This window comes from Actinopolyspora lacussalsi (assembly GCA_030803735.1).
GTDB lineage: Bacteria > Actinomycetota > Actinomycetes > Mycobacteriales > Pseudonocardiaceae > Actinopolyspora > Actinopolyspora lacussalsi.
This window is the reverse complement of sequence record JAURUC010000001.1, coordinates 2,729,865-2,742,549: the sequence shown is the minus strand read 5'-3', so window position 1 is coordinate 2,742,549 and position 12,685 is coordinate 2,729,865. Positions and strand designations below refer to the sequence as shown.

Here is a 12,685-nt window from a genome sequence, read left to right as displayed (position 1 = left end):
GCGGGGACGAAAGGTGAGTATCGGGGTGACCGCTAACTCGGGGCAACAACGGCGAGCCGTGCATCGCGCGTTGATCGGTGTTTCGGACAAGGCCGGCCTGCTTGAGCTGGCCACGGGGCTGCACGCGGCCGGTGTGGAGATCGTCTCCACCGGGGGCACCGCGCGGACCATCTCGGCCGCCGGGGTTCCGGTTACGCCGGTGGAGGAGCTCACCGGTTTTCCGGAGGCCCTGGACGGCCGGGTGAAAACCCTGCACCCCAGGGTGCATGCCGGGCTGCTGGCCGATCAGCGCAAGCAGGAGCACGTCGAACAGCTCGCCGAGCTCGACATCGCCGCCTTCGATCTGCTGGTGGTCAACCTCTATCCGTTCAACCGCACGGTCGCCTCCGGCGCGGAGCCGGAGGAGGTAGTGGAGAACATCGACATCGGTGGCCCGGCGATGGTGCGGGCAGCGGCCAAGAACCACGCGAACACGACCGTGGTGGTCGATCCGAACAACTACGAGTGGGTGGTCGAGCGGGTTCGCGCGGGCGGTTTCGACGAGACGGAGCGCGCCGAGCTCGCGGCGGCCGCGTTCCGGCACACCGCCTCCTACGACGTAGCCGTCGCCGGCTGGATGACCGGCCGCACCGCCCCCGAGGGCGAGACCTTCCCCGGCTGGGCTGGTGAGACGTGGGAACGCCGCAGCGCGTTGCGTTACGGCGAGAACCCGCACCAGCCCGCGGCACTGTACGTCTCCGGTGGCGAGGCCGTCGGGCTCGCCGCCGCGGCGCAGTTGCACGGCAAGGAGATGTCCTACAACAACTACGTGGACGCCGACGCGGCGTGGCGCGCCGCCCACGATCACCGGCGGACCTGCGTGGCGGTGGTCAAGCACGCCAATCCGTGCGGTATCGCGGTTTCCGACGCGGGTGATGTGGCCGAGGCGCACCGCAAGGCGCACCAGTGCGACCCCGTCAGCGCCTTCGGTGGTGTGATCGCCAGCAACCGGGAGGTCTCGGTGGGCATGGCCGAGCAGATCGCCGAGGTCTTCACCGAGGTGGTGGTCGCTCCCGGCTACGCCGAGGGCGCCCTCGAAGTGCTGCAGCGCAAGAAGAACGTGCGCATCCTGACCGCGCAGCCGCCGCAGTCGGGGCGTGTCGAGATGCGGGCCATCTCGGGCGGACTGCTGATGCAGGGAGCCGACGAGATCGACGCCGACGGCGACGACCCGTCGAACTGGACACTCGCCTGCGGTGACCCCGTCGACGAGGCCACGCTGCGGGATCTGGAGTTCGCCTGGCGCACCTGTCGAGCGGTCAAGTCGAACGCCATCCTGCTGGCCGACGACGAGGCCACGGTCGGTGTCGGGATGGGACAGGTCAACCGGGTGGACTCGGCTCGGCTGGCGGTTTCCCGCTCCGGGGAACGCGCCGCCGGTTCGGTGGCGGCCTCGGACGCGTTCTTCCCGTTCCCCGATGGCCTCCAAGTGCTGCTGGACGCCGGGGTGCGTGCGGTCGTGCAGCCGGGTGGTTCGGTGCGGGACGAGGAGGTCACCGAGGCGGCCCGGGCCGCGGGTGTTCCGCTGTACCTGACCGGGACCAGGCACTTCGCGCACTGACGCGTCCTTTCCTCCGCCGCTGTCGGGGCCTGGTCAGCACCGGGGTCGAGCCGGTCCCGACAGCGCCGAGGGGCGAGAACTCGGAGGTCGTCGAACTCGTCCGGAGCGGAACCCGCTCCTCGGCCCGAACTCGCTCTCGCCCACTCTCGCGGCCGTTCCCGACGGAATCGGGATTTTCCGAAGTCGAAACCCCCGCTGTCAGGATGTGCCGGCCCCCTGGAGCCAGACGTGCCAGGGCTGGGCGGCGACCCACCGGGCGATCGGTGTCGTGGTGATCCCGAGCTCGCGTCGCACGGTGTCGTGATCGGCGACGAACAGCTCCGTATCCGGTTCCTCGGCCAGCCAGTGGTAGATACCGCCGACACCGGAAGCGGCCTCCGGGCCGATCACCCGGCCGAGCCTGCTCTCGAACTCGCCGACCTCCTGCGGCCGGAAGGCGATCGGTCGGCCCATTCCCCTGGAGAACTCCTCGGCGAGCTCGGCACCGGTGACCGCTTCCGGTCCGCCGATGCGCAGCGTGGCCCGCTCCAGGCCCTCGCGGTGCAGCGCGGCGACCGTGGCCGCGGCGAGGTCGTCGTGTGACAGCCAGGAGACCCGCAGGTCGGCGGGCAGCGGATAGGACAGTACGCCCTCCCCGGCCAGTTCGGGACCGTTCCAGGGGCTGAACGTGTTGTCCAGGTACACCGGCGGGCGCAGGGTGACCACGGGTAGTCCGCTGTCGCGGAGAATCGCCTCCGCGATCCGCCTGGTGTCGTAGGCCGCGTACGAGGTGTCGGTGTCCGGAACCGGGGTGTTGGTGTTGTAGACGAGCCGACGGACGTTCGCCTCGCGGGCCGCTGTCACGACGTTGTGCGCGTAGGTCGCGATCAGTCGTGCGTCGAAGTGCAGCGGGAGTTGCACCGCGGCGTGGGTGACGTCGCGGAAGGCCTCGCGGACACTGTCCGGATCGGCCAGATCGCCGTGGACGGTTGCCGGCTCGGGAGCTCGCGGAGCCGGCGTGCCCGTGCCCCGTGCGAAACCGCGAACCCGGTGGCCCGCCGTCAGCAGCGCCCGCGCCACGGCGGCTCCCTGGAAGCCGCTGGAACCGATCACCAGGTAGTTGTCCGATTCGGGCATGTTCCTCCCGCCTTCCGGTGCCGCTCTCGTCGCTCGTGCGGTGCGATGCACGTCTGCCGTACTCCATACCTTCTTCCGGCGCGGAAAACCAGGCTCCCCGGGCCGCACACCCGACGGCTCCACTCTCGACCGCCGCGCGCTCGACGGCCGCACGATCGAACAGGCTGTTCGATCACCTGTTCGAATGAATGTATTGACGTGGTGCTTCGGGCGCGATTTACTGGAGTCGTTCGAACAGAGGTTCGATCGCGGGGTGGTTCCAACGTGGTCGGTTCGAACGCGGTGACGGGTGGCCGGCGTCGGGGGTCGGCCACCGCCACGACGCGGTGTCGTGTTTCGACACGAGGCGAGCGGAACGCCTCCCTCGCGTGACCGCGGTGCCGGGCAGCGGGAGCCCGGTGCGTGCACGCGAGAGCTCGTCTCCGTCGGGGTGTCGCCGTTCCGCGGGGCGGATCGTCACGACTGCCGGGGTGTTCGTGGCGATCCGTCCACAGTGGACATTTTTCTCTCTTCGTGTCTCCGCGCGGGGCCCGTGCCGAACTCGTCTCGGCCGCGGGGAGTACATCGGGGTGGCCACACCGCACCAGATCGGGTGTGTTTTTCCCCACTTCCTCGGTAGTCCTGTCGCCGTTCCGGGCGCCGTGGGTGGTCGCCCACACCGTGGTTCCGGGTGTTTCGCGCGAGCCGTCGATGCCGTTCCCGCCGTCGAGCGATCGCTGAACTCTCCTTCGCGGCTCGTGCGACAGCGCCACGATCGCGCTTCCCACGCGGCACGACAGTATCCTGCGCTGCGGATATCGCGTGATTCCGCATGATCGTCCGGTCTGTCGGAGTTGTGACCGTTTCGATCGATCGGTGTCGCTCCCAGCGGTGGCCGGTCCGCCGCGCGAGTGTGTCGCACCGCGCCGAACCGGGCGCGTCCGGCAATTACCATCCAAGCGTGGCCGAAGGCGACTCCAAGGAACATCCGGAGCCGAGTTTCGAGATCGGCAAGGACGGGCTGGGCGGCATAGTCGTGGGACTCGACGGCAGCCCGGCGAGTTTTCACGCCGCCGCCTGGGCGGCCGGGCTGGCACGGCGGGAACGAGCTCGTCTGGTGCTCGTCTACGTCGAGGCGGTCGGCGGAGTCGCCTACTGGTCACCTATGGGGGTGGCGGTGGCCAGCGAAGCCGCCGAAGGGCTAGTGGAGGATCTCAAGCAGGAGATCGTCAACCACCTGAAGTGGGTCGACATCGACTGGGACTTCGTGCACCACCGCGGCGATCCCGCCGTCGGCCTGGAGCAGGTGGCCGAGCAGTACCGGGCCGACCTCATCGTGGTGGGCCGTTCCCGCAGACGCGGTGGTCTGCTGGGCACCGTGCCGGCCACGCTGGTCGTGGAGGCCGTGCGGCCGGTGGTCGTCGTTCCCTGAGCGGAGTTCTCCGGTCGGGTTCTCGTGTTACGCGCTTGGCGGAACCTCCCGCCGGCTCTCGCTCCGGGAGGCCCGACCTCGGGTAGCGATCCGGTCGCCCGACCCACGGGCTCCGTGGATCGGGCGACCGGAAGCGCTGTCACACCGCGTGAACCGCGGCGTCAGCCTTCCATCGGAGGAAGTGCGGCCTCGTTGCCCTGCAGTGCTACCAGCGTTCCGTCGCCGAGCAGCTCGTTGACCGAGACGGGCAGCACGTAGGCCGTTCCACCGCCGGGCTGTTCGAACCACGGCACAGCGGTTCCGGACAGCACCTGCACGGGCCGCTGCACCCGGTAGGCGAAGTAGTTCCGGGTAGCCCACTGCGGTGGCAGCGAACGCTGGTTGTAGGGCGTGCGGATCGCGTACGTGACGTTGCCGTCCGGATCACCGAACCGGTCCAGCTCGGTCCCCGGCTGCAGCACCGTGTTCTGCCTGCTCCGGTAAAGGGTCAGCGGTGGCTCGCCGCGCAACGGCTGGATCGGCTGATCCGTTCCGGGACGCCCCTGCTGTGCGGCGCCCGCCTGGGACTGTCCACCGGGGACCTGTCCGTTCGGCGGTGCCTGTGGTTGCCCACCGGGCGGTTGTCCACCGGGGATCTGGCCGTTGGGCGGTTGGCCGTGCCCACCGGGGGCGGGCTGGCCCATCGCTCCACCGGGGACACCGGGTTGTTGCGGTCGCGGGGGGTTCGGAGCTCCCGGTGGTGGCGGAGCCCCTCCCGGCGGCATCGGACTCGGACGCTGTCCCTCCTGGCCGGGTGCGCCCTGGTTCGGCTGCGGTGCCGACGGCGGTCCCGCCGGGTACTGCGGAGGCTCGACCTGGCCGGAGTGGCCGGCCTGTCCCGGAGCGCCGGCCTGTCCCGGAGCGCCGGGCTGTGGGGCGGGGCCGGGCTGGTCGGAGCGAGGAGGACGCTTCGGCAACGGCGGGGGCATCTGCCCCGGCGGTGGGGTCGCGCCGGGATCCCCTTCGCCGATGGGTGTCTCCCCGACGGGGGGTTCCGTCGCCGGGTGCGAGGGCTCCTCCTCCGACGGTGGTGCCGGTGCCTCCGCTGCCGAATCCGCCGCGGGTTCGTGCGGTTCGTCCTGCCACTGCTCGGTGGCGGTGAACAGGAAGTTGCCCTCCTGAGCCGTCGCGCTCCCACTCTCCGTACCGGAAGCGCGCCTGGGGAGATCGCCGAGCGGCCCGGGCTCCGCCTGTCGCGGCTCGTCCGCCACCGCGTGATCGGTCACGGCTGGTTCGGCGGAGATTCCATCGGTGGCAAGCGGCGTGTCGGAGTCGAGTGGCGTCGCCGGGGACAGTGGCTGGTCGGCAGTACCCGCCGCTGTCCCCTCCGGCGCGGTCTCTTCCGGCGCGATCTCCTCGGACGCCGTCTCCGCCCCCGCTGTCTTCTCCGGCGCGGCCGGCGCCCCGGTTTCCGGCGCCGAACCCGTCAGCTCGTCGGTCTCGTTGAGCAGCAGGCTTCCCAGCAGGTAGGCGCAGGCCTGCTCCGGTCGCGCGAACCGCATCGGCTCGTCGTTCGTCCCGGGCGGTGTCACCACCCAGTCAGCGCCCTCGTCGTAGAGCGACCACACCGACTCGGAGCGCTGCCCCAGCCGGTACTCCTCCGTGTCCAGCCCGAGTTCGTCGAGTCGCTGCCGAAGCTGGCCGAAGATGATCTCTGGGTTCTCCTCGGACTCGTCGGTCATGCCGTGCCGGGAAGCGGTGACCGCCTCGCCGAACGGATCCGGCCCCGACTGTTGCTCGCTGCCGTACTCGCCGGTGAGTTCGTCGTCGGTGAGGTTTCCGCTGTCGAGATTCCCGCTGTCGAGGTCGGCCTCGTGCTCCCGTGGTTCGGGGGAGTCGTCGTGCTCGAACGACGTTCCGGTGTTCGGCTCCGGCATGGCGGGCGTGTGCGTCCCGGCGTTCGGATCCCCCAGCACCGGGTAGTCGTACAGCCCCGCACCCTCGCCGTGCACCGGGTGTTCGCCGAAGGACGACTCCGGTGGGCGTGGGTCTTCCGCAGGCATCGCCGTCACGGTCTCGGTGGAGCCGGTCGGGCGGTCGTCGGCCGCTTCGCCGAGCCGCTGTTCGTAGCCGAGGTCCTGCTCAGCGGTGTCGAACTCCGCCGCCTGTTCGGCTTCTTCGGCGGCGCGTGCGGCTTCCTCCGCCGCCTCCATCACACCGGGTGCCAGCTCCCCGAACCGGAAACCGTTGGAGCGGATGTGCTGCAGCAGCTCGGGTTGCGGCGGAACGCCGTACTGCGCCAGGTAGTAGGGAACCTCGGTGGGCCACACCCAGGAACCGTCGCTGTGCCAGCTGTCCGGGATCGCCTCCGGCCGGTTCGGGTCCAACCGGTCGGCGATGTTGTACTCGGCCGCCAGCACGATCGGGGCGTTCTCCAGGTAACGCCGCAGCGGCTCGCTCTCCTGGGGGGCGAGCGGTGGCCTGTCGTGCACCAGCGGTCGCCCCTGTTCGTCGACGTCGTCGAACACGCGGGCCACGGTCAGGCCGGGATGCTCGGCCGGTTCGTCCCCGACTCCGGCGGTTTCCGCGCCCGGTGGTGGCGGCGTGGGGGAGTCCGGCTCGTTCGGCGGTACCTGCTGCTCACCTGCCGCGGTGTCCGTGTGCGCGGGGCGCCCCAGCCTGGCGTTCATCCAGTCCGGGATGTTGTCCTCGGAGCGCGGGTAGCGGTTCAGTTCGTCGACGTAGGCCTCGGCGGGCAGCGGCTGTTGCCACTGGGGTTCCTCGTCGAAGTTGATGTCGATGCGGTAGCTCGACGGACGCTCCACTGTGTACAGTGCGCTGAGCCAGGTGCCGACGTCGGGCCGGTACATGCCCTCGCGGAGATGCCCGAAGATCCCGTTGAGTTCCTCCGGCGGCTCCCACGCTCGGCTATCGCCGTCCTGCAGGGTCACTTCCGCGAGCAGGTCGTGGTACTCACCCGTGGCGCGGTATTCCACGGTTATCTGCTGCCAGTCCTCGGGGGCCTCCTGTAGCAGCAGGACCCCGATCCTGCGTGCTATTTGTTCCTGCTCTTCCGGGCTGATCGCTGTCGGGCGCGACATGGGTGTCATCCTCCCCCTCTCAACCGGGCCCTCCGACTCCACCCCACCTCGACGTTACTCGATCGGCCCCTGACGATGTCCCCCGGTTCCGGTGTTTCGCCTGGTCGGGTCGAGCGGCTTGCCGTGCGGTCCCGGTGCGGATTTCCGTCTCCCGTGTCTGTTGCCGCGCAACGCATCCGGTCCGCTCGGGAACGGAACGACGGCCTTCCGGCCGGGGTGCGAACTCGATGAACAGCGATGCGCCCGGTCGTTGGTGGACATTCTTCCCGACGGGACCGCGGTGCGCGATTCCCGATCCTATCCGCGTTCGATGCCGCGGCGGCCGGATCAGTCACAGCGGCGGGTCCCGTGTCCGGTGGCCGGATACGGTCGTTTCCGTGCCTACCGAAACAACCGCCGGTTCCCCCGCTCGCGGGAGGCGGATGCTGCCCCGCGTGTTCGGTTTGCTCGGCGCGGCGGGCGTGGGTTTCCTGCTCGCCTCGCAGTCCCGGGTGAACGGAGTCCTCGGCACCCACTTGGAGGACGCGCTGGCGGCCTCGGTGATCTCGTTCGGCGGCGGGCTGGTGCTGTTGCTGGTGGTCACGCTCGTCAACCCGAACGCGCGACGAGGCATGGGGCGGCTGGCCCGTGCGGTGCGCGGGGACACCGGGCCGCGGCCTTGGCAGTGCCTCGGCGGTGTCTGCGGTGCGTTCCTGGTTTTCAGCCAGAGCGTGGCCGCGAACCTGCTCGGCGTCGCGCTGTTCACCGTCGGAGCCGTCGGTGGGCAGATCGCCAGCGGGCTTATCGTGGACCGTCTCGGGCTCGGAGCCGGAGTGGTGCGTTACTTCACGGCCCATCGGGTCGCCGGTGCCGTGCTGGCGCTGGCCGCCGTGGTCATGGCCGTCTCGGCGCGGCTCGGGGCCGCGCACGCCAGCTGGCTGGTGCTGTTGCCCGCCGTCGCCGGGGTCGGAGTGGCCTGGCAGCAGGCCATGAACGGTCTGGTGAAGCAGACCGCCGGCTCGGCCGTCTCGGCCGCCACCCTGAATTTCGGCACCGGCACCACCGTGCTGCTCCTCGCCTTCGCGGTGGACAGCGTGCCGCACGGGCTGCCGTCGGAATGGCCCGCCGCGCCCTGGATGTACATCGGCGGGCCGATCGGGATCTTCGTGGTGGCGGGCTCGGCGGTACTCGTGCACTACACGGGCGTGCTGCTGCTGAGCATGGGCATCGTCTTCGGGCAGCTGTCCGGTGCGCTGCTGCTCGATCTGCTGTTGCCGGTGGCGGGATCCCGGGTCGACCTCGCCACCGTTCTCGGGATCTGCCTGGCACTGCTCGCGGTCGTGGTCGCCTCCATGCAGGGGCCCAGGCAGGGGCGGAGTGTCTCCCCGCGCGCGGTCTGCGACGATAGCCAATCGTGAGCGCCACGATTCTCGACGGTAAGGCCACCAAGGACGCCATCTACGAGGAGCTGCGGCCACGGGTGGCCGCGCTCGCGGAGCAGGGTCGTACACCGGGCCTGGCTACGGTCCTGGTGGGCGACGATCCGGCCTCGCACTCCTACGTGCGCGGCAAGCACAACGACTGTGCCCGTGTCGGGATCAATTCCATCCGCAAGGAGCTGTCCGCCGACATCGGGCAGGCCGAGCTCGAAGGCGTCGTCGACGAGCTCAACGCCGACCCGGCCTGCACCGGCTACATCGTGCAGCTGCCGGTTCCCGATCACCTGGACACCGGATCGTTGCTGCAACGTGTCGACGTCCGCAAGGACGCCGACGGGCTGAACCCGGTCAGCCTCGGCAGGCTGGTGCTCGGCGAACCCGCACCGCTTCCCTGCACCCCCAGGGGAATCGTCGAGCTGTTGCGCCGCTACGGGGTCGAACTCAACGGTGCGCACGTGGCGATCCTCGGTCGGGGGATCACCGTGGGAAGGCCGTTGGGGTTGCTGCTGACCCGGCGCAGCGAGAACGCCACCGTGACGCTGTGCCACACCGGGACCAAGGACATCGGCGCCGAGCTGTCCAGGGCCGACGTCGTGGTCGCCGCGGCGGGCAAGCCCGGGCTGGTGACACCGGACATGGTCAAGCCCGGTGCGGCGGTGCTCGACGTGGGGGTCACTCGCGGGGACTCCGGTCCGCTGGGGGACGTGCACCCGGACGTGGCGGAAGTGGCCGGTTTCCTGTCGCCCAACCCCGGCGGTGTGGGGCCGATGACGCGCGCCATGTTGTTGACGAACGTCGTCGAGGCCGCCGAGCGCGCCGCGAACTGAAGTGCCAGTGGCGATGATCGACCGGTTCGGCGGTAAGCGCGTTTCGGCGCAGCTGTGCTTCGCGCTCGTGATCCTGATCGTCCTGTTCGGCGGGCTGCGGGTGGCGATGTCGCACTGGCGCGAGGGCGCCACGCTGCTCGGGGGAGCCCTGCTGCTCGCCGCCGTGCTGCGCGGTTCGCTTCCCGCCGAGCGGGTCGGTCTGCTGGCCATCCGCGGCCGGGTGGTGGACGTGCTGCTCTACGGCGCGCTGGGGCTGGTGATCGTGTTCGTGGCCATAACGATCACCGGTGGTCCGCTCTCCGGGTGAGCCGGGCTGCCGTCCTCTCGCGGCGGTGCCCGGTTTGGCCGCCCACCCCGTGTACATTTCTCGCGAAATCGACGCCGCCCGGAAGTCGAGTACGCGGAACCTCCCGTGGGCCTCGTCCCGGAACCACGGCACCACTGCCGGTCAGTCCCACCAGAACGACCACTGGCGTCCGCCCCGGATCTCCTCGGCGTAGGACGCGATGCTGCCGCTGTCCTGCATGACCCGGTCGGGGGCGAACGTCCAGTGCTCGGCGGCCACCGCGGCCGCGTGCTCCCGTCGGGTGGGTGGCGCGGCGACGCTGAGATCCAGCCGATCCGGCCCCAGGCGCAGCACCCGCGCCCCGAAACGTTCCTCCCAGCTGCGCAACATCGCCGACAGCCCGGCACAGCGAGACACGTGATTCGTGGCCCCGGACCAGCCGAGCACCGTGAGAACGTCCGATCCGCGAGGCGCCGGTACCAGGCCGAGCCGCGTCTGCTCGTTCAGCAGGCGCTGGGTGAGCTGGTTGGCCAGCACGTTCGCGTCCGCCAGCAGGTCGCCCGCGGGTGCGGGGCCGGGGCAGGTGTGGTCGAACGGGGCCAGGCTCTCCAGGTCGTAGGCGGGCCCCAGATCGGAGTCGACCTGGCACAGCCCGTCCCAGATCCGGGACATCACCTGCTCGACGTGCCACTTGTCGATGTGCGCGCGCGGTTCCGGGGCGACCACTCCCACGGTGCAGCGCTCCCCGTAGATCTCGGTGTCGTCGACCAGCAGCAGCGGCCAGAGACCGTTGTTGCCGCTCTCCGCGCGGAGCGTGGCCAGTAGCTGCGCCGAGGGGGGTTCCTTGCTTATCCAGCACAACGGCCCGGCGTCCTGCCCGTCGCCGATCCTGGTTGACTGCTCGGTCAGCAGCTCCCCGGCAGGCAACTCCCGGTTGCCCGCGAACCCGATCCGAAGCATCGCCATTGGGTCGGCAGTGGCCTCACCCTGCCGCTCTTCCCATAGCACCGCACTGCCTCCTCACCAAGCGGTCCCACGCCGCTAGCGGCGAGTCGGGACTGTCGCTGTGGCGATCAGTGTGCCATTCCGGCTCGCCCCGTGGGTCGCGCAGTTCGGTGCGATGTCTCGGGGCGCCCTCGAACTCCCGCGGAATCCGAGGGTGCCCGGTGTGCGCCTCACGCGCCGGCGGGGTGTCCCTCCACCTCGCAGTCCGTTCCGGGATAGACGAGCCGCTCGTGCCCGTCGTCGAACCGTACGAGGTACGGCGGGTTCCCGTCCTCACCGCGTACCTCCAGGATGACTCCCACCCGGTCCGGTTGTTCGACGGTCCTGCTGTGCATGTGGAGTCGTTCTCCCGTGGTCGCCTTCATCGTCGTCACCTCCTGTGGAACGCGTTCCCAGGATAGGTGACCGAGGACACGGCGCGCAGCGCTTCGGGCCGTTGACCACCGCATATTCGAGACGAAGGGTCACCCGGTGGTGCCGGAGCAGATTCGCAGCACGGTTTCGGTCTGCTGCAGTTTGTGCTGGGTCCACTCGGCGCTGTTCTCGATCGTGACCTCGCCGGACGAGACCTGCCGCATCGACCGCTCCACGTCCCGCAGCGCGTCGCTCAGTGCCTGGTCCGAGGTCTGCTCGGCGAGTTTGCCGACCTCCTCGGCCTTGGAGCGTGCCTGTTCCCGGAGCTGTTGCTGGTCGGAGAAGTTCGGTGCGAAATTGACCAGTCCGGTGGCTTTCGCGCAGTTCTGAGCGGTTTCGACGCCCCGCTGGGCGCTCTCGATGCCCTGCTGGGCGTTCTCGACTCCCTGTTGGGCCTCCTGCAGCTCGCCGCATGCCGCCACACCGGCGAACAGGGGGAGGGAGATTGCCAGTACGGCCAGTTTGCCGCGAATACGCATGGTTCCTCCGTCGTCGGCGCGGACTGCCGAGCGGTCCGCCGCACCCGCAGCCTACCGGCGTGTGAGCGGTTTCCGGCGCTGTCGTCGTCGGATTATTCCGGATCGGCTCAGCGCGGGGTGATCCACGCCATGACGCTCGGAGGCAGCCCGAGCTGTTCGAGCCACGGAACCGCGCCCACCCGGTAGAGCACCACGGTGGACAGCAGTACCGCCGCGATCGTCAGGCCGGGGCCGATCAGCGCCAGCTCCACCTTGCCGCCGGTCCGCATCCGCAGCGCCTTCGGCGGTGCGACGGGATACCAGGTCTGTCCACCGAAGGGGAGCGGCCACAGCATGGGGCAGCCCTGTTCGGTGATGGCGTCGCCGATGAAGTGCGCCACGCAGCCGATCATCACCGCCGTTCCGAAGGCGGCGGCGTCGTGGGGCTGGTCGCCCGCCCACGCCCAGCACACGATCGTCAGCACCAGTGACACGGCGGCGATCAGCAGCGCGTCGCTCTGCGGCGACCAGTTGTTCAGCAGTCCCCGCACCGTCAGACCCGCGAAGACGAACATCACGATGCCCACGGCGGTGCCGTTGCTGCTCTGCACGATCGCCGTGGTGGTCAGGCCGGCCAGGATCGCGAAGACCACCGTGTGCGTGAAGCCGCGGTGAGTACCCGCCCGGTCGCTGTCATGCTGGGTGCGGGTCAGCCTGTACAGGAACCCGCTCAGCCCGCTCATGGCGGAGGAGACACCGCGCGAGACCGCGCCGAACGTGCGCGCGACCGTGGAGGACGGGTGATCGATGTCCGGCAGCAGAGCGGAGCCGGTGGCCAGCGTCGCTCCCACGACCCATGTCTTGGGGGAGAGTTGGCCGATGGTGTGCGCGCCCGCCAGCGCGGTCACGGCGGCCCAGGCCGCGAGTCCGCTCATCGCGTGGGTGGGTCCGGTCGCCAAGAAGTCCCTCCAAGGTCACGGCTCGCGGGTGAGCTTAGCCGGTGTGATCGCCGGACTGTGCGTGACTCGCGCCCTTCCGGCTCGATGGACGGGGTGACGCCGATTCGAGTG

At 70.1% G+C, this 12,685-nt stretch carries 11 protein-coding genes; 5 read left to right on the top strand and 6 right to left on the bottom strand.

Going from position 1 to position 12,685, the window contains the following annotated elements; translation table 11 throughout:
* The first annotated feature begins 25 nt into the window (after positions 1 to 25).
* The gene (gene purH / locus J2S53_RS12180) at positions 26 to 1,600 is read left to right on the top strand and encodes a bifunctional phosphoribosylaminoimidazolecarboxamide formyltransferase/IMP cyclohydrolase (protein WP_456242779.1); all 1,575 of its coding nucleotides are present in this window, start codon (positions 26 to 28) and stop codon (positions 1,598 to 1,600) included.
* Positions 1,601 to 1,798: 198 nt separating this feature from the next.
* On the opposite strand, the gene J2S53_RS12175 is transcribed toward purH, so the two are convergent.
* On the bottom strand, positions 1,799 to 2,716 hold the full coding sequence (locus J2S53_RS12175) for an SDR family oxidoreductase (protein ID WP_456241067.1): 918 nt from the start codon (positions 2,714 to 2,716) through the stop codon (positions 1,799 to 1,801).
* Between the two features lie 940 nt (positions 2,717 to 3,656).
* Here J2S53_RS12175 and J2S53_RS12170 point away from each other — a divergent pair.
* Positions 3,657 to 4,127, top strand: coding sequence for a universal stress protein (locus tag J2S53_RS12170; RefSeq protein WP_245755197.1), 471 nt, complete (start codon positions 3,657 to 3,659; stop codon positions 4,125 to 4,127).
* A 161-nt stretch (positions 4,128 to 4,288) separates the two neighbouring features.
* Here the strand turns inward: J2S53_RS12170 and J2S53_RS12165 are convergent, their stop codons facing one another.
* Positions 4,289 to 7,207 (bottom strand): glycohydrolase toxin TNT-related protein, encoded by a 2,919-nt coding sequence (locus tag J2S53_RS12165; RefSeq protein WP_456241066.1) that lies wholly within the window; start codon positions 7,205 to 7,207, stop codon positions 4,289 to 4,291.
* Positions 7,208 to 7,584: 377 nt separating this feature from the next.
* On the opposite strand from J2S53_RS12165, the gene J2S53_RS12160 reads away from it, so the two are divergent.
* From J2S53_RS12160 to J2S53_RS12150, 3 genes are read left to right on the top strand one after another with little or no spacing between them, the layout of a single operon-like run.
* Positions 7,585 to 8,604: a DMT family transporter gene (locus J2S53_RS12160; RefSeq protein ID WP_456241065.1), complete on the top strand. Its 1,020-nt coding sequence runs from the start codon at positions 7,585 to 7,587 to the stop codon at positions 8,602 to 8,604.
* Complete coding sequence (locus tag J2S53_RS12155) at positions 8,601 to 9,452, top strand: bifunctional methylenetetrahydrofolate dehydrogenase/methenyltetrahydrofolate cyclohydrolase (protein WP_456241064.1); 852 nt, start codon at positions 8,601 to 8,603, stop codon at positions 9,450 to 9,452. Before J2S53_RS12160 ends, J2S53_RS12155 begins: the two co-directional genes overlap by 4 nt.
* Positions 9,453 to 9,465: 13 nt before the next feature.
* The gene (locus J2S53_RS12150; protein ID WP_456242778.1) at positions 9,466 to 9,759 is read left to right on the top strand and encodes a DUF3017 domain-containing protein; all 294 of its coding nucleotides are present in this window, start codon (positions 9,466 to 9,468) and stop codon (positions 9,757 to 9,759) included.
* Positions 9,760 to 9,900: 141 nt separating this feature from the next.
* On the opposite strand, the gene J2S53_RS12145 is transcribed toward J2S53_RS12150, so the two are convergent.
* The 4 genes from J2S53_RS12145 to J2S53_RS12130 form a co-directional block, all read right to left on the bottom strand.
* Positions 9,901 to 10,746: a DUF4253 domain-containing protein gene (locus J2S53_RS12145; protein ID WP_456241063.1), complete on the bottom strand. Its 846-nt coding sequence runs from the start codon at positions 10,744 to 10,746 to the stop codon at positions 9,901 to 9,903.
* 167 nt (positions 10,747 to 10,913) lie between these two features.
* Complete coding sequence (locus J2S53_RS12140; protein ID WP_456241062.1) at positions 10,914 to 11,108, bottom strand: DUF1918 domain-containing protein; 195 nt, start codon at positions 11,106 to 11,108, stop codon at positions 10,914 to 10,916.
* Positions 11,109 to 11,207: 99 nt separating this feature from the next.
* Positions 11,208 to 11,636 (bottom strand): hypothetical protein, encoded by a 429-nt coding sequence (locus J2S53_RS12135; RefSeq protein ID WP_456241061.1) that lies wholly within the window; start codon positions 11,634 to 11,636, stop codon positions 11,208 to 11,210.
* Positions 11,637 to 11,743: 107 nt separating this feature from the next.
* A complete protein-coding gene (locus tag J2S53_RS12130) occupies positions 11,744 to 12,574 on the bottom strand; it encodes a metal-dependent hydrolase (RefSeq protein ID WP_092979502.1) in 831 nt (276 codons plus the stop codon).
* Positions 12,575 to 12,685 lie beyond the last annotated feature (111 nt).

Coding starts and splice junctions, on each gene's coding strand:
- J2S53_RS12175 (WP_456241067.1), bottom strand. CDS start 2,716: ATGCCCGAATCGGACAACTACCTGGTGATCGGTTCCAGCGGCTTCCAG.
- J2S53_RS12165 (WP_456241066.1), bottom strand. CDS start 7,207: ATGTCGCGCCCGACAGCGATCAGCCCGGAAGAGCAGGAACAAATAGCA.
- J2S53_RS12150 (WP_456242778.1), top strand. CDS start 9,466: ATGATCGACCGGTTCGGCGGTAAGCGCGTTTCGGCGCAGCTGTGCTTC.
- J2S53_RS12140 (WP_456241062.1), bottom strand. CDS start 11,108: ATGAAGGCGACCACGGGAGAACGACTCCACATGCACAGCAGGACCGTC.
- J2S53_RS12135 (WP_456241061.1), bottom strand. CDS start 11,636: ATGCGTATTCGCGGCAAACTGGCCGTACTGGCAATCTCCCTCCCCCTG.